Below are 18,782 nucleotides of genomic sequence, written 5' to 3'. Positions count from 1 at the left end.
GGGGATTAAAAAATAAGGAATTCTCTCTTCTAGATCCCCTCATCCCAACCTTCTCCCGGAGGGAGAAGGGGCAAAATGCGTAAGTCCTGTCTTATAGAGTATCCGCGGCAAAATCCGCCAGGCGGGAGCGCTCGCCCCGCTTCAAGGTGATGTGGGCCGCATGGGGCCAGTCCTTGAACCGATCGACCACGTAGGTAAGCCCCGACGTCGTGCCGGTCAGGTAAGGGGTATCGATCTGGGCGATGTTGCCGAGACAGACGATCTTGCTGCCGGGACCGGCCCGGGTAATCAGCGTCTTCATCTGCTTCGACGTCAGGTTTTGCGCCTCGTCGAGAATGATGAAGCGATTCAGGAAAGTGCGTCCGCGCATGAAGTTGAGAGAACGCATCTTGACGCGGTTCAACAGCAAGGTGTTGGTGGCCTGCCGCTCCCAAGTGGAGCCGTTTTCATGGCTGCTCAACAACTCCAGATTATCGAGCAGCGCACCCATCCAGGGCGTCATCTTTTCCTCCTCGGTGCCGGGCAGAAATCCGATGTCTTCGCCCAAAGGGATCGTTTCCCGTGTCATCACGATTTCTCGGTAGATTTTCTGCTCGAGCGTCATGGCAAGACCAGCCGCCAGAGTCAGCAATGTCTTGCCGGTTCCGGCGGTGCCCAGCAGGGTGACGAAGTCGATCTCCGGATCAAGCAGCACATTGAAGGCAAAATTCTGCTCCCGGTTGCGCGCCTGAATGCCCCACACCGCGTGCTGCGGGGTTCGGTAGTCGCGGGCCAGTTCGATGATGGCACTGCCGCTCTCCTTGCTGCGGACGATGGCTTCGAAATTCGATTCGTCGGGAAGGTAAAGAAACTGATTGGGATACCAGTCTTTCAACGATGGACCGGAGACGCGGTAAAAGGTACGGCCCTGTTGGTCCTGCCAGGAGTCCATCTTGCTGCCGTGGGTTTCCCAGAAATCGAGCGGGAGCTCGAACGCTCCGCTGTATAGCAGATTGATGTCGTCCAGTACCTGATCGCTGTGGTAGTCCTCGGCCCGTATTCCGAGCACCGAGGCCTTGATCCGCATATTGATGTCTTTCGACACCAGCACCACCTGGGTTTCCGGTTGTTCTTCCGACAAGGCCAGCATGGTGGCGAGTATGGAATTGTCCGGCAAATCGCCGGGCAGGCTTTCCGGAAGCACCGAGTCCATGCGCCGAACCTGAAAAAACAAGCGTCCGCTGCATTTTTCGTCGATTCGGGACGCGTATTGCAGTTGATTTAGAGGAATACCGTTGCTGATCGCATGGATATCGGCGTGTTGGATCAATTCGTCCAGAAAGCGGCTGGCCTGACGGGCATTGCGGGCGACGTCCGACAGGCCCTTTTTCGAATGGTCCAATTCTTCCAGCACGATCATGGGGATGTATATGTCGTGCTCCTGAAAGCGGAACAGCGAGGCCGGATCGTGCATCAGCACGTTGGTATCGAGTATGAAAAGCTTGCGCTCTGGGGTTTGATCTTGGGTCATATTGTATTGCGGTTGGAATACGGGGATCGCGGACTGAAAGGGCGCGTTAGCGGCCGATCAATTCCCGGATTTTTCCCAGAACCTCTGTTGCATGGCCTTTGACGCTGACTTTCCGCCATTCGGCGGCAATCGCGCCGGCCGGGTCGACGAGAAAGGTGCTGCGCTCGATGCCTCGGACCTGCTTGCCGTACATGTTTTTCATCTTGATGACGTCATACAGCTTACAGATCGTTTCGTCCTGGTCGGAAATCAGTTCGAACGGAAATTCGAACTTGCATTTGAAGTTTTCGTGGGACTTTACTGTGTCGCGCGAGATGCCCAGAATCTCGGCATTCAAATCCTGAAATTCGGCGTACAGATCGCGAAAATCTTGTCCTTCCTGCGTACAGCCGGGCGTGTTGTCTTTGGGATAGAAGTAAAGGACGACGTACTTATCTCGATAATCCTGAAGCGTGATGGTCTTGCCCGAAGTGCCCGGAGCCGAAAAATTCGGCGCGGCATGGCCCGGAGAGGTTGTGGTCATGATGATTCCGATTTTAGCGTTTTACGGGTTCGAGTATGGCATCCAGGTTCTGCTGATCGCAGAAGTCCAGGAATTCGTCGCGCAGCGAGACGATGCGCATTCCGGTCGGGATTTTGACGACCATATGCGCGAGAAACAATGGGGTACCGCTGAAGGGAGCCGGATAGCGGCTGGTGCTGAGATCCAGAATTTTGATGTTGCGGCTGGCAAGAAACACGCTGAGCTCGTGAATGCTGTTGATTTGATCGGTGGCGAAGATGTCGATCGCATAGGGCAGGGTATTGTCTTCTCTATCTTCCGGCTCACGTCCGCGCAGCGTGTTGATCTTCATCGCAAAGCGGTTGGCCAGATTTTCGAATGCGCTTTCCAGCCGCACGATATGATTCCAATTGCCTTCGACCAATAAATGGCCGGCGAATTCATGCCCCAGCTCGGTCATGCGGCTTTCGAGAATCGTGCATTTGCAGTCCTTGATGGCGCGGGTGATTTCCACGATCAGATCCGGGCGATCTTCGCCAAGGACGGTGATGACGAGCTGCATAGACGTGTTGTTTCTCTTCATGAAAAAATGCGAAAAGTGTATCACTTTCATCCAGTTGGTGCCGCAGCCGGCGGAGCTTCGATTCCCGCCGGGTTTCCCGCGGTTACACGGCTTACGCGGTTGTCAGATGCCGGCGGCGCACGGTAACATGTTCTTTTTATTGAACCGAGTTAAGTTGCATGATTCAAGGTAGCATCGTCGCGTTGGTGACCCCGATGAAACGGGACGGCACACTGGACGACGAAAGTTTGAGCCGTTTGATCGAATTTCATATCGAACAGGGAACCGATGCCATCGTTGCCGTGGGAACCACCGGAGAATCGGCGACTCTCGATGAGGCGGAGCACTGCCGCGTTATTCAATTTGTAGTGGACCGGGTCGGCGGCAGGATTCCCGTAATTGCCGGCACCGGCGCCAATTCCACCACCGAAGCGATCAACCTGACGGCGCGAGCCAAGGACGCGGGGGCGGATGCCTGTCTGTTGGTGACGCCTTATTACAATAAGCCCACGCAGGAAGGACTTTATCTTCACTATAAAGCCGTTGCCGAGGCGGTGGACATCCCTCAGATTCTTTATAACGTTCCCGGCCGAACCGCGTGCGACATGCTGCCTGCAACGGTCGCGCGTCTTGCCCAAATTCCCAATATTGTCGGCATCAAAGAGGCCACTGGCAATTTGGATCGGGAGAGAGAGATTATGCGCTTGTGCGGTCCGGATTTCCTCCTTTATTCGGGCGATGATGCAACCGCGTGCGAGTTCTGTCTCCTCGGAGGAAAAGGGGTGATTTCGGTAACGGCCAACGTGGCGCCCAAGCTGATGCACGAGATGTGCGCCGCGGCGATCGCCGGCGATGCGGAGACCGCCCGCGCCATCGATGCCAAGCTGGCCGCTCTCCATCGCGATTTGTTCATCGAATCGAATCCCATCCCGGCCAAATGGGCGGTGCACGAACTGGGACTTATCGACGCAGGCATTCGCCTGCCGCTGACTTGGCTGTCGGAAAGCTGCCGTGAGCCGGTGCGCAGCGCGATGCGCCAAGCCGGTGTGATCTAACGTTTAATGCAACATGAATCGATTCGTTCCCAGAGCGGTTATTTTGGCCTCAAGCGTTTTCGTCTTGAGCGGTTGCAGTTTCGTTGCCGGGCTGTTTCCCGATAAGCAGAAACAATATAAGTACAGCTCAGAGATTCCCGCCTTGGAAATCCCGCCGGATTTGCAGGCATCGACCATCGAAGGGGGCGACGAGCGACCCGCGGCGGGTGAAAACAGGGATCGCTCGGATCGGTACAGTCCGGCCGCGGAGACACAAACCAAGGCCGACGATCAGCCGAGTGGATCACAGGCCACGTTAGCGCAAAATTCCGAAGACATTCCGCTGATCGAGCTCGAAGCGCCCTATGCCGAGGCCTGGAACGATGTGGGCAAGGCGCTTGGCCGGCTCAGGCTGGAAGTCAGCGATCAAAACCGGTCGGACGGAGTCTATTATGTCTATTTCAGCGGTGACGATAAGCCTTACGAAGACCGCGGGTTCCTGGGCGACATCGGCTCCTTCTTCACGGGTTCCGAAACGCCCGCGAAGGAATATCGCATCAAGTTGGAGGACAGGCGGGACGTAGTCGTGATCTATGTTCTCGACCAAGAAGGCAAGCCTCAGAGCGAAGGGCCGGGATTCGAGCTGCTCAAGCGGTTGCACCAAACCCTGCAGTCGCTCGGAGAACCCCAGGAACCGGAAAAGGAATAACTTTTCCGCGTTGTTTCCAACAAGCGATAGGTGTTATCGCTGACCATAGTTAAAAGTCAGACCATGTTTGCCAAGTTTCCCGGCCCTCCCGCCCTCTCAGCATTTCGCTTGCAAAAGCTGTTGACCGATCTTCAGAGCGTCGAGCCGTCCATCATCGAAGTCTCGGCCGCTTACGTGCATTTTGCCGAGATCAAGCGCGCGTTGAATGGGTTGGAGAAACGTACCCTGGAAAGCGTATTGGCTTACGGGCCGGCGCACGATTCACGCAGCGCCGCGGGCGACTATTTTTTGGTGGTGCCGCGACTCGGCACGATCTCCCCTTGGTCCAGCAAGGCGACCGATATCGTGCGGCGTAGCAATCTGGCCGCCGTTCTGCGTGTGGAAAGGGGAATCGAATACCGCATCCGCAGCGCCAACGAAATTAAGCTCTCCAATCGAGATGCCATAAAGGCTTTGATCCATGACCGGATGACCCAAACGGTGCTCACGCGGGGACAGGAGGAACTGCTGTTCCAACACCATGCTCCGGCGCCGATGGAATATATTCCTTTGCTCGAAGAGGGGAAATGGGCGCTGATCAAGGCAAACCGCAGGCTTGGGTTGGCTTTGTCCGAGGATGAATTGGATTATTTGGTCGAAAGCTTCACGGCGCTTCGACGGAATCCGTCCGACGTCGAACTGATGATGTTTGCCCAGGCCAACTCCGAACATTGCCGGCACAAAATTTTCAACGCCAACTGGCGCATCGACGGCGAGACTCGAAGCGAAACCCTGTTCGGCATGATCAGAAACACGACCGAGCAGTCTCCGGAAGGAGTTCTATCCGCATACCGGGATAATGCCGCCGTCGTTCGGGGCAGCACCGCGAACGTGTTTCTGCGCGACACGGAAACGCTGGAATACAGTTATCGAGAGGAACCGGTACATATTCTGATGAAGGTGGAGACCCATAATCATCCGACCGCCGTTTCTCCTCATCCCGGTGCCGCGACCGGTTCCGGAGGTGAAATTCGCGATGAGGCGGCTACCGGACGGGGGTCGCAAACCAAAGCCGGACTCACCGGCTTTTCCGTATCCCACCTTCGCATCCCGGGATTCGAGCAGCCGTGGGAACGGGATCACGGCAAGCCGGACCGGATCGCCTCCGCCCTCGAAATCATGCTGCAAGGACCGATCGGCGGGGCGGCGTTCAACAATGAATTCGGCCGCCCTAACTTGTGCGGCTATTTCCGCACATTCGAACAGCCGGCTCCGGACGGTTCAGGGCTGCATGGCTATCACAAGCCGATCATGATCGCCGGCGGAATGGGAAATATCCGGCCGCAGCATCTCGCCAAGGAAACGATCCCGCCCGGCGCGCCCATCGTGGTACTCGGCGGCCCCGCCATGCTCATCGGTCTTGGCGGTGGAGCCGCATCTTCCGTGGCATCGGGGGAGAGCGCCGAGGATTTGGACTTCGCGTCCGTCCAGCGGGAAAACCCCGAGATGCAGCGGCGCTGCCAGGAAGTGATCAACCGCTGCACCGCGTTGGGCGAGGACAACCCAATCTTGTCCATCCACGATGTCGGCGCCGGCGGGTTGTCGAATGCAGTGCCCGAGGTCATTCACGACTCGGGTCGGGGCGGGCGTTTCGAACTGCGGAACATACTCATCGACGAGCCGGGCATGTCACCGATGCAGATTTGGTGCAACGAATCGCAGGAACGATACGTGCTCGCGCTCAAACCGGAGGCAGTGGACCGATTTCGGGCCTTCTGCGAGCGCGAGCGCTGTCCCTATGCCGTGATCGGCTACGCGACGGAAGAAGAGCGCCTGGTCCTCAGCGACAGTCAATTCGGTACCCACCCGATCGATATTCCCATGGCGCTGCTATTCGGCAAGCCGCCGAAGATGCGGCGCGATGTCACGAGAAATCGTGGCGCGCAATCTCCCATTTGCCGTGATGGCATAGCAATCCGCGAGGCGGCTCGGCGAGTATTGAATTTTCCTGCCGTAGCGGATAAGCGTTTTTTGATCACGATCGGGGATCGTTCGGTCGGTGGTTTGGTGGCGCGCGATCAAATGGTCGGACCATGGCAGGTACCGGTCGCGGACGTAGCGGTGACGGTCTCGGGTTTTCGGGCGTATACCGGCGAAGCGATGGCCATGGGGGAGCGTACGCCCTTGGCGGTCATCGATGCCCCGGCATCCGGCCGCATGGCTGTCGGAGAGGCTTTGACCAATATCGCAGCCGCCAGTATCGGCTCCTTAAGCCAGGTGAAGCTTTCCGCCAACTGGATGGCGGCAGCCGGCGCGTCCGGTGAAGACGCCAAGCTGTTCGATACGGTAAAAGCTGTTGGTCTGGACCTGTGTCCCGCCCTGGGCATCGCCATTCCGGTTGGGAAAGATTCGCTGTCCATGAAAACGGTATGGCGGCAGAACGAACGCGATGTCGTCATGACGTCGCCGCTGTCGCTGATCATTTCAGCATTCGCGCCGGTCATCGACGTTCGCCGCACCTTGACGCCGGAGCTACGGCTCGACTGCGGTCCGACGCGCCTGATTCTGATCGATCTCGGCCAGGGCAGGAATCGATTGGGCGGTTCCGCCCTGGCTCAAGTCTACGGACAAATGGGGGGCGAATCCCCGGATCTCGACGATCCGGCGTTGTTCAAATCCTTTTTCGCCGCAATCCAATCCTTGAACGAGGACGGCCGGTTGCTGGCTTATCATGACCGGTCCGACGGCGGGTTGTTCGCGACGCTCTCCGAAATGGCTTTCGCGGCACGTTGCGGCCTCGAAATCGACATTTCCGCTCTTGGCGAAGACGCGGTTGCTGCGCTGTTTTGCGAAGAATTGGGGGCCGTGGTGCAGGTTCGCGAGACAGACTTGAGCGCGGTCACGGAGCTGCTCGATCGGTCGGGGCTCCACGGGATCAGCCATGTTATCGGCATGCCCAATACCGACAAGCAAATCGCGTTCTGGCGGGGCGATGAGATCTTGCTGTCGCAGTCCCGCGCCGAACTGCAGCGGACTTGGGCGGAAACCAGCTATCGCATGCAGGCCTTGCGCGATAATCCGGACTGCGCACGGCAGGAATTCGAAGCCATCGTGGACGAGAACGACCCCGGCCTTAGCGCCGAGCTGAGCTTCGATCCCGACGGCGATGTCGCTGCGCCTTTTATTGCTAAAGGTCGTCCGCGCGTGGCGATACTCCGGGAACAGGGCGTGAATGGCCATGTGGAGATGGCGGCGGCGTTCGACCGCGCCGGCTTCACGGCGGTAGATGTGCATATGAGCGATATCCTGTCGGGACACGCGAGCCTTCGCGATTTCGTCGGTTTGGCCGCTTGCGGTGGATTTTCTTATGGCGACGTCTTGGGCGCCGGGGGCGGTTGGGCGAAATCGATATTGCTCAATAGCCGTGGCCGCGACGAATTCCAGGCGTTCTTCGAACGGCAGGATACATTCGGTCTGGGCGTTTGCAACGGCTGCCAGATGATGTCACATCTCGCTGGGTTGATTCGCGGCGCCGTGCACTGGCCACGCTTCGTCCGCAACGAGTCGGAGCAATTCGAAGCGCGCGTCGCATTGGTGGAAGTCCAGCGGTCGCCGTCCATCTTGTTTGCCGGCATGGAAGGATCGCGCATCCCGGTTGTCGTCTCGCACGGCGAAGGGCGGGCCGAATTTCACGACGATACGCGCAAGGCGCTCAGCCTCGGCGTAGTCTCGCTCTGTTACACGGATACTTACGGAAAAATTACCGAGGCATTTCCACATAATCCGAACGGCTCGCCGCTGGGGATTACCGGTTTGACTACCCTTGACGGTCGTTTCACCATCATGATGCCGCATCCGGAACGGTGCTTCCGTACCGTGCAGAATTCCTGGCATCCGAGGACATGGGGCGAGTACGGTCCGTGGATGCGTCTGTTTCGAAATGCAAGGGTCTGGGTCGGCTGATTCGCGAGTACTTGAAAAACCAGGTCTCACCTCCATATTGGGTTTAGAGCAGAAACTCTTCCAACAAAGGAGATCATCACGATGACTCGATATGAGCCCTGGAGTCTTTTGAATCAGCTCCAAAGAGAGTTGGAGCGTTCATTCGAAGGCGCCCGCCCCGGTACCGACACCGCGGCCACCGCGGAATGGACTCCCGCCGTGGACATCAAAGAGGAGCCGGACCGCTATATCCTCTGGGCCGATCTTCCCGGCGTAAGCTCGGACAGCATCGATATCATGATGGAGAACGGCATACTGACGCTGAAAGGCGAGCGGCAAACCGAGGCTACAGTCCGCCGCGAAGGGCTGAAACGCGTCGAGCGGGTTTATGGGTCTTTTCATCGCCGCTTCTCGCTGCCGGATACGGCCGATGCAGAAGGCATCACGGCGCGCTGCAAAAACGGTGTACTGGAAATTTCCATACCGAAGAAAGCCGCCATACAGCCGAAGAAGATCAACGTGGTCGGCGAGAGTTAAAGAGTTAAGAAGAGGAGGGCAGCGCGGTTTCCGTTTTAGAGAAAAATCGTCGCCAAGCCATCCTCGCTTTCCGCAATTCGCGCTGGAGATGAGAGCGGAGCCTCACCGCATCCGTTCGGTTCTCGAAATGATAAACCTGACGGGGACGAGTTCCCGTCAGGTGTTCCCGAGTCCTTCGTCGAGCGTCACGCAGCCTGTGTCGCTAATCATCAAATGACTCCCGGTCCTATTGGGGATTTTTCGAGGCGCTTTGCCGGCTCCTCTGCGGTTTCGCTTGTGCCTTCTGCGAATCGCTCCCTCTTTGTGTAGTCCGTCTTGCCGGACTTCTCGGTTTTTCTTTTGTGGTTGCCGATGCTGCTGCAATGTTTTCGGCAACGGCCGCTCCGGTAGTTGGGACGTGCTTTTCGGTTAAATCCAAACTGCTCTCAGGCCGATCCGCGACGCGAGACAAGCGTTCGCCAAATGCAAAAATAAAATAAACCAGTATCGAGAGTAGCAAGAGCGACAGCAGAACGGGAGGCTCGACTAGGAGAAGAAAGGCAAACGTAACGATAAAGAGACTGGTTTGGATAGGATGATCCAATATGATGGCGAGCGATTTCTGCCAGTCAATGATGCGGGTTCCAGACTCAGGTTCCTTTACGGTATTCATGTCCGCACTCCGTTGACTGAGTTAGCGGCACTGGCACCAGCGAACATGATTTCGGCGTAGCGGTGGTACGGCTCCATCATCGAGCCGTTACAAGCGGTCTTGTTGTCGCCGCACGATAGTGCGACGACCAAGCAATCGGTGATTTTTCCCATCGTCTTCTCCTCTTCAGTGAAAGAAGAACTTATTGAAGTAAGGTTAGGGTTGTTGCTCTAACTGGTGGAGCCCCAACTTTCGGTCAAGGCTGTTTTTCAGCGCTGGAGCCGGATACGAACGATTTTGCGCTGAAGAACATTGCCAGATAAACCAAGCCTGCGAGCAGCAAGAATCGGAGCAGCAGGGGCTCTCGTCCGAAGCTCAACAAAGCAAAATCCGTCACGAACAGGCTGGTCAGCAGCGGATAATTCAAAAAAACCTCTCCGTTCAGACGCTCGAAAATCGTCTTCAGGCTGACGCCTGACTTCGACCTAGGGGACGACAAATCGGACATATGTTTCTCCCGAAAATTAGCGATCCAAATACGGTTTGCATCGGGACCAACGGTGTATTCCAAAGTACTCGAATGTTATCGAGCCTACTTCTTGACGAATTCAGGGTTCTGATAAATGACCGTTGGAGTGAAGCTGGAACCCGGATACTTGGGATCTGCGTGGGTATCGGAGTGGCTATCGGCGGAAGAGTTTGAGTCTGTTTGGGCGATCAATTGGTGATCCTGATAAATCACCGAGGGTTTGAAGTGGTGCGCAGGATAACGAGAGTCCTCGTCGGAGAGGGCGCAGGGCGCCACGGTTATGAGTAGACTCGTACTCAAAACTAAGGTGCTGATTTTTCGCATGTGCAGTTCCTCCTCGAAATTTTTCTTATGTGTCAAAACTGAATGTTACCCTCAGCCGAGGGTAGTACTTCGGGTTTTGCATGGCCGCGCATTATAGCAACCAGGTGAATAGTGTGTTGCGCGCAATTGAAGATTATCTTGTAAGCACCGAATGATAACAACGTTGTTTTTAGATCGAATTACGATGCGAAAGTGTTGGTGAGCCGTTTCGATGCCTATTCGCGTCGTAGAGCGCGTTCAACCTTCGCGTCGGCGGCCACGACTGAACCGGACTCATGGTGGACATGTCTTCAAGCGGTCGCGCTCAATCCCAGATCGCTGCCCCGTTGCTCTCTATAACCTGCCGGAAAAACGATGCGCTGGCTTTGGGAGTCCTCTTCTGAGTGCGGTAATCGACATGTACTAAGCCGAACCGCTTGGAAAAACCGCAGGCCCATTCGAAATTGTCGAGCAGAGACCAGGCGAAATAGCCTTTCAAATTAGCGCCCTCCCGAATGGCTTCATGCGCCGCGCGGAGATGGGTCCGAAAATAGTCGATTCGGCGCAGGTCTTCTAGATATCCTTTCGCCGGTGCCGGATCGGCGAAAGCGGCCCCGTTTTCGGTGATATACAGCGGGATATCGCCGTACCGCCTTTTCACCCAGAGCAGGCAGGATTTCAACCCGGCCGGAAATACCTCCCAATTCATTTCCGTATGTTCGGCGTTCGTTTGCGGTACTGGCGCGGCATAGAAAGGCGGCGAGGACGGGTCGCTGCGGACTACCGACCGGGTGTAGTAATTGATGCCGAGAAAATCGATGGGTTCCCGTATCAGCTTTAGATCGCTTTCAGGAAAACGGGGCCAATCGCGTCCGAATATATCGGAAAGTTCGTCGGGATACGCGCCGAGGAAAACGGGGTCGAGAAATTGCCGGTTCATATAGGCATGGGTTCTCGCCATGGCGGCCGCATCCTCGGGATCGTTCGAGGCGGCATACTTGGGCTCAAGGTTTACCACCAAACCGATTTGGCCTTTGCCGTCTGCGCGAAAGGCTTGTACCGCTTGAGCATGACCGCGCAGCAGATTGTGAGCCGCCAGCGGCGTTTTTTCGAGCGACTTGAGACCCGGCGGATGGACGCCGTGCATGTAACCGGCATCTACGATCACCCAGGGTTCGTTGAGCGTGGTCCAATGCCGAACCCTGTCTTCCAAGGCTTGGAACATCAGATGAGCGTAGTCGGCGAACCAATGAGCCGCGTCCCGGTTGGCCCATCCGCCGAGATCATCCAGCGCCGTCGGGAGGTCCCAGTGATGCAGCGTCACGAACGGCTCGATGCCGTTTGCGATCAGCGCGTCCGCGAGATTACGGTAGAAGTCCAAACCTTTCTCATTCGGTTTTCCGCGTCCGTTCGGCAGTACGCGGCTCCAGGCGATACTGAAGCGGTAAGCCTTGAGGCCCAGTTCCTTCATGAGCTTCACGTCGTCCGCCCAGCGCCGATAGTGGTCGCAAGCGAGGTCGCCGGTGTCCCCGTTGAGAATTGCCCCCGGTACACGGCAAAAACGATGCCAGTTGCTGGGGCCTGCGCCGTCAGCCAAAGGCGAGCCTTCGATCTGATAGGCGGAGGTGGCTGCACCCCAGATAAAATCGGCGGGAAACTGAAGGTTATCCATCATGTCTTCTCAATGAATTAGCGTTTCGGCGGCGGCTTTCTCGTTTTGGTTGCGCTCCATCCTTGAAAATAGCTGTTATTTCCACCCGATTCGCTGCTAGGCCGCCTTATCAAAGGGTCATAGTCTAAGGATTTCCTGATTAGCGACGAAGTTCAGTACAGGCTCACATAGTGAGCCGCTAGGGTCCTTAGACTATGGGCATCTATCACAAGCGGGGTGTCCCATGCCTATGAACCGGGTGCAATTTCAAAAGGGTTTGTCGTTGGCCGAGTTTCTGACGCAATACGGCAGTGAAGCGCAGTGCGAAGCGGCACTGGAGGCCCTGCGCTGGCCGGACGGTTTCCGCTGTCCGGTCTGCGGCGGCGCGCGCCACACGGTGTTCGAACGGACCGGGCGGAAATACTGGCAATGCGGACACTGCCGGAGCCAAACGACGCTGATCGCCGGGACGATCTTCCAAGCGACCAAGCTGCCGCTGACCACCTGGTTTCTGGCCATGTATCTCCTGACCCAGGCCAAGAACAATGTCTCGGCACTGGAACTGATGCGCCATCTCGGGGTGTGTTATCGCACGGCATGGCTGGTGAAGCACAAGTTGATCCGGGTGATGGCGGAACGGGAAACGGATCGGCAGCTGGCCGGGCGGGTCGAGATCGACGATGCCTACCTGGGCGGTGAGCGGCCGGGGAAACCGGGGCGTGGCTCCGAAAACAAGTTGGCCTTTGTGATGGCGGTACAAACCACGGACGACGGGCGTCCGTTGTTCCTGCGCGTCGATCCCCTGCCGTTCACGCAGCAGGCTATCGCGGACTGGGCCCAACGCGCCTTGGCCCCGTCGACCTACGCACTCACCGATGGCCTGAGCGGGTTTCGGAGGCTGCACCAGGTCGTCGCTTGCCATCATCGCCTGATCCTGGGCTCTGGGCGGCAGTCGGCGCAACATCCGGAGTTCCATTGGGTAAATACGATGTTGAGCAACCTGAAGACAGCCATTTCCGGCACCTATCACGCGTTCAAATTCGAGAAATACGCCCAGCGGTACCTGGCCGAGTTCCAATACCGCTTCAATCGGCGTTTCAATCTCAAAACCCTGCTTCAACGGCTGGCGCGCGCCGCGGCGTTCGCTAAGCCTCGACCCGAGTGGCAAATTCGCTTGGCTGAAGTTCATCGCTAATCAGGAAGGATTTTACAGAAGATGAGCTTTAAGAAAGCTATGAAACAATCGCGCTCCGCGCTTTTCGCATATTTCGACCATTGTTCAGGAGCGCGTGTTTACAAAGTTTTCGGGAATATCGAAGATACCCCGGTAACATGAGCACCTTTATTCTGAACTTACAGAGTTCCGATCAGTTCGAGCGTATCGAAGACGTGGAAAGCTTCGTCGCAGAGGACGCTACCGGCAGCTTCGGGTTGCGTGCCCATCACGAGCGCTTCATGACCGCCCTTGTGTTCGGTCTCGCCCGCTACCGGTGCGAGGGCGGGCCCTGGCAGTATTTGGCGCTGCCGGGCGCCTTGGCCTACTTCGTCGATAATCAGCTTTTCATCAATACCAGGCGCTACATCCGCGATTCCGATTACAATCGCATCACCGAAGCGCTAACGGAACAACTGTTGAAAGAAGAAGAAACACTTGCGGGCCTTAAACAAAGCCTGCGCCGGTTGGAAGAGGAAATGCTGAAGCGTTTGCTGGAAATCGAGCGGGGGCGATGATATGGATGAGCAGGAAAAATTGCGCCGTTCGATCGAACGGCAGGCGAAGCGTATGGAGCAGGCCGAGCGGGACCGTTCGACGCTATTATCCCAGACGGCCTTTCTCGGCGTGTTGGCACTGCTGCTGGTCATACCCGTAATTTTGGGCGCTTATCTGGGGCGGTGGCTGGATAGCCTATCCAAGGGTTATTCCATTCATTGGACGGTCAGTCTCATCATTATCGGGGTGATTGTCGGCATTTTTAACGTGTATCTGTTCGTACGCGAGCATTGACTGTGGAGCAAGCTGAGCTCATTGCATTATTGTCGTTCGATGTCGGTCCAGTCCATATCGGCCCGACTGTAATCACCACATGGTTGTTGATGCTTTTTTTGGGCGTTTTTTCCTGGCTTGCCACCCGCAGACTGAGCGTCGATAAGCCGTCCGGGCTGCAAGCGATGCTGGAAGGCGTGATCGGCTTGATGGAGCAGGCTATTCAGGCGGTGACGCCCGCCCACGGAGTGGAACTGCTGCCGTTCATCGGCACGCTCTGGATCTATCTTGTAGTAGCCAACCTTGCCGGTTTAATTCCGGGGCTCGGTTCTCCCACGGCCAACTTGTCCCAGACGGCAGCTCTGGCGTTTTTGGTGTTTTTTTCCGTGCATTGGTACGGGGTGAAAACCAGCGGCTGGAGATATTTGCGTCATTATCTCGCGCCCACGCCGCTAATGTTGCCGTTTCACCTTTTGAGCGAGATTTCCCGAACAATCGCGCTAGCCGTGCGTTTATTCGGCAATATCATGAGTATTGAACTTGCGGTGCTTTTGGTACTGTTGGTGGCCGGTTTCTTGGCGCCCGTACCCTTGCTCTTGTTGCACATCGTGGAAGCACTCGTGCAGGCGTATATTTTCGGAATGCTGGCACTGATTTACATTGCCGGCGCGCTTCAAACACAGCAGCTACAAGAGAAGGAGTAATGCATGAGCGATATGACTTGGTTTGTCGTCTTGTCCACAGTCGGCGCGGCGCTGGCCATCGGTTTGGGCGTAGTAGCTCCGGGTATCGCGATGGGCAAGGCGATTTCCCAAGCGCTCGAGGCACTGGCACGACAGCCGGAGGCGGAGAAAGCGATTACCCGCACGCTATTTATCGGGCTTGCCATGATCGAATCTTTGGCTATCTACGTGCTGGTCGTGGTATTGATCATTTTGTTCCGCAACCCGCTGCTGGAATATTTACTGAGATAAGGCCGTCTAATGAGCTTCGATTGGACGACCTTCGTACTGGAATTCGTCAATTTCATCGTTCTGGTATGGATACTTCGACGTTTTCTCTATCGCCCCGTCAGAGATGTCATCCAAGCCCGTCAACGGAAGATAGAGGAGCAGCTGAGACTTGCGGATCAGGCGCGTCTGGAGGCGCTGGCGGCCAAGGAGGCCTGCGAACGCAACATCGCGAATTGGGAAAAGGAAAAGGACTTGGCGAGAAGCGAATTGGAGAAAGAGATCGCTGCGGAACGCCAGCGTCTTTTAGAGAAGCTCGCAGAGGAGCAATCGGATCGGCGCGCGAAGGAGCGAGCTCAAGAAGAACGGGAACGACAAGAGTGGATGCGGACGACGGAGCAGCAGGCGGTCGAGTTGGGTAGTCGATTTGCAGTGAAGCTTCTGGAGCGCTTGGCTTCGGCGGAATTGGAAGCAAGGCTCATATCCATGGCTTTGAGCGATCTTAGGAAACTGCCGAAAGCAGAGCTCGAAAAATTAAGGGCGGCGATGGCGGACGATGCTCTCGAGGTATCGAGCGCATATCCGCTGGACCCGGATCGACAAATGGCTTTAGCGGAAGCGATCGGACAAACCGCCGGAACCGGGGTCAAACCGATCTTCAAAGAGGACCCCTCATTGTTGGCGGGGGTTCGTATACATGCCGGTTCATGGATCTTATCCGCCAATCTCCGTGACGAGCTGAAATTCTTCCAAGATGTCTCTACCCGCCACGCTGCGTAACGGCTTGTTACTCGCACGTTTGACCGAGGAAGTCGACCGCTACCGATTCGGTCTGCGCCTCGAAGAATACGGGCGGGTGCTCTCGGTCGGCGACGGCATCGCCTGGATCAGCGGTTTGCCGTCCGCTGCGATGGATGAGCTTTTGTTGTTCGAGGACGGCAGCCGCGGTTTGGTTTTTCATCTCGGCAATCAGCGGCTGGGCGCGATTCTGCTGGAACAAACGGTCCGCCTGGCCTCAGGGTCGCCGGTCTATCTCACGGGGCAGCGCCTATCTCTGAGAGTCGGCGACGGCCTGGTCGGCAGGGTAATCGATCCTTTGGGGAAACCTCTGGATGGTCAGCCGGCCCCGGAACTTAATCTATGCCGGGAGCTCGATGTCTCTTCACCGCCGATCATCGCGAGAGATTTCGTCGATCGGCCGCTTTATACGGGCACCAAGATTATCGATGCCATGATTCCCCTGGGACGCGGACAGCGGCAATTGATCATCGGCGATAACGGAGTCGGAAAAACGTCACTGGCGCTGGACGTCGTGCTCAACCAGCGCGATCAGGACGTATTGTGCGTTTACGTGCTTATTGGCCAGAAGCGGTCCGATGCCATCAGCTCCATCGATTTGTTGCGGCGCTACGGTGCGCTGGCCTACACCACGGTGGTTGTGGCGGAGGCCAGCGATTCCCCGGGGTTGAAATACCTGGCACCGTTTGCCGGCTGTGCCGTGGCCGAGCATTGGATGTGGCACGGCCGGGACACTTTGGTTGTCTATGACGATCTTTCCACCCATGCGCGTGCCTACCGCGAGCTGTCCTTGCTGCTGCGCCGACCCCCCGGCCGGGAAGCGTATCCGGGCGATATTTTCTTTCTGCACTCGCGCTTGTTGGAGCGCTCGACCTGTCTTGCACCGACCCATGGCGGGGGCAGCATGACCGCCTTGCCTATCGTCGAAACCGAGCAGGGGGAAATTGCCGCTTACATCCCGACCAATCTGATCTCGATCACGGATGGCCAGATTTATCTGGATCGTCGCTTATTCGGCAGCGGATTTCTTCCGGCCATCGATATCACCCGGTCGGTTTCCCGCATCGGAGGACGTGCGCAGCATCCGCGCATCAAGGAAGAGGCTGCGCACATGAAACTCGACTATCTACAGTTTCTGGAACTCGAGACGTTCACGCGGTTCGGGTCCAAGCTCGAGGCGTCCATGGAAGAGAAAATTCGGCGCGGGCAGGTGCTGCGCGAGGTTTTGAAGCAAGAGCGGTTGGTACCGTTATCGCCGGAGTTCCAGCTGGCTTGGATGATGGCGTATAACACGGGGCGACTCGACAATCCGGATTCAGTTTCGGTTCGACAAAAACTGGAGGACTTGGCAAATGGGTTGCAGCGCTTTCCCATCGATTTGTCGGCCAGCCGGGAAGAGTGGCATCAATGGCTGGATCGTCGCCTGAGCGGATCGGGTAATTGAACGGATGAGTCGGCGAGCGGAAATCGAACACCGTTTACGGCGGCTGGACGAGATCTCGGACATTATGACCGCCATGAAAACGCTGGCGTTGATCGAGACTCGCAAGTTCAATCGGTTCATGGGGCATCAGCGGCGTTTGATCCAGAGTATCGAGGCCGCCAGCTCGGATTTCCTGGCTTTTCATCCGGCCTTTCGGAGCGGCGTCAGGCAAAGGGAAGGCGAGTCGCATGTGCTTATACTGATCGGATCGGAACGCGGGTTTTGTGGCGATTTCAATGAGGCGATTATGGCTGCCTTGGCCGCATTGCCGCCGATTCGGCCGCGGTTGGTGGTGGTCGGGCGGCGACTTGCGAGCAAGCTGCAAGCGCGCCGCGACCTTGAAGCATGGCTGGATGGGCCCAATGTTGCCGAGGAAGTGCGCGCGGTCCTGAACGAGTTGATGACGACGTTACATCGGCTATGGGCGGAGTCGGCGCAGTGGAAGCGATTGAGCGTTCTTTCCCACGACTCCGAAGGCGGCGTCGCTTCCCATGTTCTTTTGCCGATAATGCCGGCCGAAGAACCGGTATTCGCTTATCCGCCACGGCTAAATCTCGATCCGGCCCTGTTTTTTGCCGAATTGACCGAACATTATCTGTTCGCCAAGCTCCCGGGCTTGTTCTACGCCTCGCTGATGGCGGAGAACCGTCAGCGCTTGGAGCATATGGAAAACGCCTTGCGCCGGATGGATACCAAAATCCAGGATCTTCGCCGCAAGAGCAACGCGCTGCGCCAGGAAGAGATCGTCGAGGAAATCGAAATTATTTTACTGAGCGCCGAATCGCTGCTAAGCAATCAGATCTGAAAAAAGCTTCGGTTTTCCATAACCGTTTTTGTCACGATGCACAATAACAAGACGATTTTGATTACTGGCTGTTCCTCCGGTATTGGGCTGTGCGCCGCCCGAGGACTGCGGCAACGCGGTTATCGAGTATTTGCCACCGCCCGGAAGGAAAGCGACGTGAAACAATTGTGCGCCGAGGGCTTCGAAGCGTTCCGGCTCGATCTTGCGGATTCCCGTTCCATCGGGTTAGCCTTGGAGCAGGTGCTACGGAGTACGGGCGGCTATCTGTATGCGGTGTTCAACAACGGCGCCTACGGCCAGCCGGGGGCGGTGGAGGACTTGAGCCGCGAGGCGCTGCGAGAGCAATTCGAAACCAATCTGTTCGGGACGCACGAACTGACCGCGCTGGTGTTGCCGGTGATGCGGAAGCAGGGATATGGGCGCATCATCCAGAACAGCTCCGTGCTCGGGTTCGCCGCCATGGCGTACCGGGGCGCCTACAACTCGAGCAAGTATGCTTTGGAGGGACTATCGGATACGCTGCGCTTGGAGCTGGCGGGTACCGGGATTTTCGTTTCCCTGGTCGAACCCGGACCGATTGTGAGCCGATTTCGGGACAACGCTCTGGCCATGTACAAGAAAAACATCGACAGCGCGCGGAGCGTTCATCGTGAGAAATACTTGGCCATGGAGTCGCGGTTGGCCAAGGAAGGGCCTGCCGTGCCGTTTACCCTCGGACCGGAAGCCGTACTCAAAGCCGTCATCCACGCGCTTGAAGCAAAAAGACCGAAAGCCCGTTATTACGTCACGTTTCCCACTTATTTGTTCGGATTTCTGAAAAGAATTTTGCCGGATCGATCGCTCGACTGGGTGTTGCGGCGAGCAGGTTGAATC

21 protein-coding genes are annotated in these 18,782 nt (G+C 56.8%); 13 read left to right on the top strand and 8 right to left on the bottom strand.

Annotated elements, in window-relative coordinates; translation table 11 throughout:
• Positions 1-91 precede the first annotated feature (91 nt).
• Genes ACR2R1_RS04975 through ACR2R1_RS04965 form a run of 3 tightly spaced genes read right to left on the bottom strand, consistent with a single transcriptional unit; the run spans position 92 to position 2,595 of the window.
• Positions 92-1,510, bottom strand: a complete 1,419-nt coding sequence (locus ACR2R1_RS04975) for a PhoH family protein (RefSeq protein WP_077731351.1) — start codon at positions 1,508-1,510, stop codon at positions 92-94.
• A gap of 46 nt (positions 1,511-1,556) precedes the next feature.
• On the bottom strand, positions 1,557-2,033 hold the full coding sequence (locus ACR2R1_RS04970) for a peroxiredoxin (protein WP_347257945.1): 477 nt from the start codon (positions 2,031-2,033) through the stop codon (positions 1,557-1,559).
• 13 nt (positions 2,034-2,046) lie between these two features.
• The gene (locus tag ACR2R1_RS04965) at positions 2,047-2,595 is read right to left on the bottom strand and encodes a glycine cleavage system protein R (RefSeq protein WP_240502577.1); all 549 of its coding nucleotides are present in this window, start codon (positions 2,593-2,595) and stop codon (positions 2,047-2,049) included.
• Positions 2,596-2,753: 158 nt separating this feature from the next.
• Between ACR2R1_RS04965 and dapA the strand changes: the two genes are divergently transcribed.
• The 4 genes from dapA to ACR2R1_RS04945 all read left to right on the top strand — a co-directional run bounded on the left by dapA (position 2,754) and on the right by ACR2R1_RS04945 (position 8,775).
• Complete coding sequence (gene dapA / locus ACR2R1_RS04960) at positions 2,754-3,629, top strand: 4-hydroxy-tetrahydrodipicolinate synthase (RefSeq protein WP_077731349.1); 876 nt, start codon at positions 2,754-2,756, stop codon at positions 3,627-3,629.
• Positions 3,630-3,642: 13 nt separating this feature from the next.
• On the top strand, positions 3,643-4,317 hold the full coding sequence (bamC, locus tag ACR2R1_RS04955; protein WP_077731348.1) for an outer membrane protein assembly factor BamC: 675 nt from the start codon (positions 3,643-3,645) through the stop codon (positions 4,315-4,317).
• Positions 4,318-4,380: 63 nt separating this feature from the next.
• The gene (gene purL, locus ACR2R1_RS04950) at positions 4,381-8,259 is read left to right on the top strand and encodes a phosphoribosylformylglycinamidine synthase (RefSeq protein ID WP_434112909.1); all 3,879 of its coding nucleotides are present in this window, start codon (positions 4,381-4,383) and stop codon (positions 8,257-8,259) included.
• Positions 8,260-8,334: 75 nt separating this feature from the next.
• A complete protein-coding gene (locus tag ACR2R1_RS04945; protein WP_086134600.1) occupies positions 8,335-8,775 on the top strand; it encodes an Hsp20/alpha crystallin family protein in 441 nt (146 codons plus the stop codon).
• 226 nt (positions 8,776-9,001) lie between these two features.
• Here ACR2R1_RS04945 and ACR2R1_RS04940 read toward each other — a convergent pair whose 3' ends face one another.
• The 5 genes from ACR2R1_RS04940 to ACR2R1_RS04920 form a co-directional block, all read right to left on the bottom strand.
• Positions 9,002-9,427, bottom strand: coding sequence for a hypothetical protein (locus tag ACR2R1_RS04940; protein ID WP_434112907.1), 426 nt, complete (start codon positions 9,425-9,427; stop codon positions 9,002-9,004).
• On the bottom strand, positions 9,424-9,579 hold the full coding sequence (locus ACR2R1_RS04935) for a hypothetical protein (RefSeq protein WP_156881766.1): 156 nt from the start codon (positions 9,577-9,579) through the stop codon (positions 9,424-9,426). The genes ACR2R1_RS04940 and ACR2R1_RS04935 overlap by 4 nt, the downstream gene beginning before the upstream one ends.
• Before the next feature lie 83 nt (positions 9,580-9,662).
• Positions 9,663-9,914 (bottom strand): hypothetical protein, encoded by a 252-nt coding sequence (locus ACR2R1_RS04930; protein ID WP_077731344.1) that lies wholly within the window; start codon positions 9,912-9,914, stop codon positions 9,663-9,665.
• Positions 9,915-9,998: 84 nt separating this feature from the next.
• Positions 9,999-10,259, bottom strand: a complete 261-nt coding sequence (locus ACR2R1_RS04925) for a hypothetical protein (protein ID WP_077731343.1) — start codon at positions 10,257-10,259, stop codon at positions 9,999-10,001.
• 304 nt (positions 10,260-10,563) lie between these two features.
• Positions 10,564-11,913, bottom strand: a complete 1,350-nt coding sequence (locus tag ACR2R1_RS04920; RefSeq protein WP_434112904.1) for a GH1 family beta-glucosidase — start codon at positions 11,911-11,913, stop codon at positions 10,564-10,566.
• A gap of 220 nt (positions 11,914-12,133) precedes the next feature.
• On the opposite strand from ACR2R1_RS04920, the gene ACR2R1_RS04915 reads away from it, so the two are divergent.
• The 9 genes from ACR2R1_RS04915 to ACR2R1_RS04875 all read left to right on the top strand — a co-directional run bounded on the left by ACR2R1_RS04915 (position 12,134) and on the right by ACR2R1_RS04875 (position 18,779).
• Positions 12,134-13,084 carry an IS1595 family transposase gene (locus ACR2R1_RS04915; protein WP_434112902.1) on the top strand — a complete coding sequence of 317 codons (951 nt, stop codon included), beginning with the start codon at positions 12,134-12,136 and terminating at the stop codon, positions 13,082-13,084.
• 137 nt (positions 13,085-13,221) lie between these two features.
• On the top strand, positions 13,222-13,620 hold the full coding sequence (locus ACR2R1_RS04910; RefSeq protein ID WP_077731342.1) for a F0F1 ATP synthase subunit epsilon: 399 nt from the start codon (positions 13,222-13,224) through the stop codon (positions 13,618-13,620).
• A gap of 1 nt (position 13,621) precedes the next feature.
• The gene (locus ACR2R1_RS04905) at positions 13,622-13,894 is read left to right on the top strand and encodes an AtpZ/AtpI family protein (RefSeq protein WP_077731341.1); all 273 of its coding nucleotides are present in this window, start codon (positions 13,622-13,624) and stop codon (positions 13,892-13,894) included.
• 2 nt (positions 13,895-13,896) lie between these two features.
• Positions 13,897-14,577, top strand: a complete 681-nt coding sequence (locus tag ACR2R1_RS04900) for a F0F1 ATP synthase subunit A (RefSeq protein WP_077731340.1) — start codon at positions 13,897-13,899, stop codon at positions 14,575-14,577.
• Between the two features lie 3 nt (positions 14,578-14,580).
• Entirely contained in the window at positions 14,581-14,847 is a 267-nt protein-coding gene (locus ACR2R1_RS04895) for a F0F1 ATP synthase subunit C (RefSeq protein WP_077731339.1), read from the top strand.
• A gap of 9 nt (positions 14,848-14,856) precedes the next feature.
• Positions 14,857-15,603 carry a F0F1 ATP synthase subunit delta gene (locus ACR2R1_RS04890; protein ID WP_086134603.1) on the top strand — a complete coding sequence of 249 codons (747 nt, stop codon included), beginning with the start codon at positions 14,857-14,859 and terminating at the stop codon, positions 15,601-15,603.
• The gene (locus ACR2R1_RS04885; RefSeq protein WP_434112899.1) at positions 15,578-17,065 is read left to right on the top strand and encodes a F0F1 ATP synthase subunit alpha; all 1,488 of its coding nucleotides are present in this window, start codon (positions 15,578-15,580) and stop codon (positions 17,063-17,065) included. The genes ACR2R1_RS04890 and ACR2R1_RS04885 overlap by 26 nt, the downstream gene beginning before the upstream one ends.
• Positions 17,066-17,069: 4 nt before the next feature.
• Positions 17,070-17,909 (top strand): F0F1 ATP synthase subunit gamma, encoded by an 840-nt coding sequence (locus ACR2R1_RS04880; RefSeq protein WP_347258867.1) that lies wholly within the window; start codon positions 17,070-17,072, stop codon positions 17,907-17,909.
• Positions 17,910-17,945: 36 nt separating this feature from the next.
• On the top strand, positions 17,946-18,779 hold the full coding sequence (locus tag ACR2R1_RS04875; RefSeq protein ID WP_077731335.1) for an SDR family oxidoreductase: 834 nt from the start codon (positions 17,946-17,948) through the stop codon (positions 18,777-18,779).
• Positions 18,780-18,782: the final 3 nt, after the last annotated feature.

The organism is Methylocaldum sp. GT1TLB (assembly GCF_051027445.1).
Lineage (GTDB): Bacteria > Pseudomonadota > Gammaproteobacteria > Methylococcales > Methylococcaceae > Methylocaldum.
This window is presented reverse-complemented; position numbering and strand designations above follow the sequence as displayed.

Coding starts and splice junctions, on each gene's coding strand:
- ACR2R1_RS04890 (WP_086134603.1), top strand. CDS start 14,857: ATGAGCTTCGATTGGACGACCTTCGTACTGGAATTCGTCAATTTCATC.
- bamC (WP_077731348.1), top strand. CDS start 3,643: ATGAATCGATTCGTTCCCAGAGCGGTTATTTTGGCCTCAAGCGTTTTC.
- ACR2R1_RS04905 (WP_077731341.1), top strand. CDS start 13,622: ATGGATGAGCAGGAAAAATTGCGCCGTTCGATCGAACGGCAGGCGAAG.
- ACR2R1_RS04885 (WP_434112899.1), top strand. CDS start 15,578: ATGTCTCTACCCGCCACGCTGCGTAACGGCTTGTTACTCGCACGTTTG.
- ACR2R1_RS04875 (WP_077731335.1), top strand. CDS start 17,946: ATGCACAATAACAAGACGATTTTGATTACTGGCTGTTCCTCCGGTATT.
- dapA (WP_077731349.1), top strand. CDS start 2,754: ATGATTCAAGGTAGCATCGTCGCGTTGGTGACCCCGATGAAACGGGAC.
- ACR2R1_RS04965 (WP_240502577.1), bottom strand. CDS start 2,595: ATGAAGAGAAACAACACGTCTATGCAGCTCGTCATCACCGTCCTTGGC.
- ACR2R1_RS04940 (WP_434112907.1), bottom strand. CDS start 9,427: ATGAATACCGTAAAGGAACCTGAGTCTGGAACCCGCATCATTGACTGG.
- ACR2R1_RS04920 (WP_434112904.1), bottom strand. CDS start 11,913: ATGATGGATAACCTTCAGTTTCCCGCCGATTTTATCTGGGGTGCAGCC.
- ACR2R1_RS04915 (WP_434112902.1), top strand. CDS start 12,134: ATGCCTATGAACCGGGTGCAATTTCAAAAGGGTTTGTCGTTGGCCGAG.
- ACR2R1_RS04930 (WP_077731344.1), bottom strand. CDS start 9,914: ATGTCCGATTTGTCGTCCCCTAGGTCGAAGTCAGGCGTCAGCCTGAAG.
- ACR2R1_RS04975 (WP_077731351.1), bottom strand. CDS start 1,510: ATGACCCAAGATCAAACCCCAGAGCGCAAGCTTTTCATACTCGATACC.
- ACR2R1_RS04880 (WP_347258867.1), top strand. CDS start 17,070: ATGAGTCGGCGAGCGGAAATCGAACACCGTTTACGGCGGCTGGACGAG.
- ACR2R1_RS04925 (WP_077731343.1), bottom strand. CDS start 10,259: ATGCGAAAAATCAGCACCTTAGTTTTGAGTACGAGTCTACTCATAACC.
- ACR2R1_RS04910 (WP_077731342.1), top strand. CDS start 13,222: ATGAGCACCTTTATTCTGAACTTACAGAGTTCCGATCAGTTCGAGCGT.
- ACR2R1_RS04935 (WP_156881766.1), bottom strand. CDS start 9,579: ATGGGAAAAATCACCGATTGCTTGGTCGTCGCACTATCGTGCGGCGAC.
- purL (WP_434112909.1), top strand. CDS start 4,381: ATGTTTGCCAAGTTTCCCGGCCCTCCCGCCCTCTCAGCATTTCGCTTG.
- ACR2R1_RS04970 (WP_347257945.1), bottom strand. CDS start 2,033: ATGACCACAACCTCTCCGGGCCATGCCGCGCCGAATTTTTCGGCTCCG.
- ACR2R1_RS04895 (WP_077731339.1), top strand. CDS start 14,581: ATGAGCGATATGACTTGGTTTGTCGTCTTGTCCACAGTCGGCGCGGCG.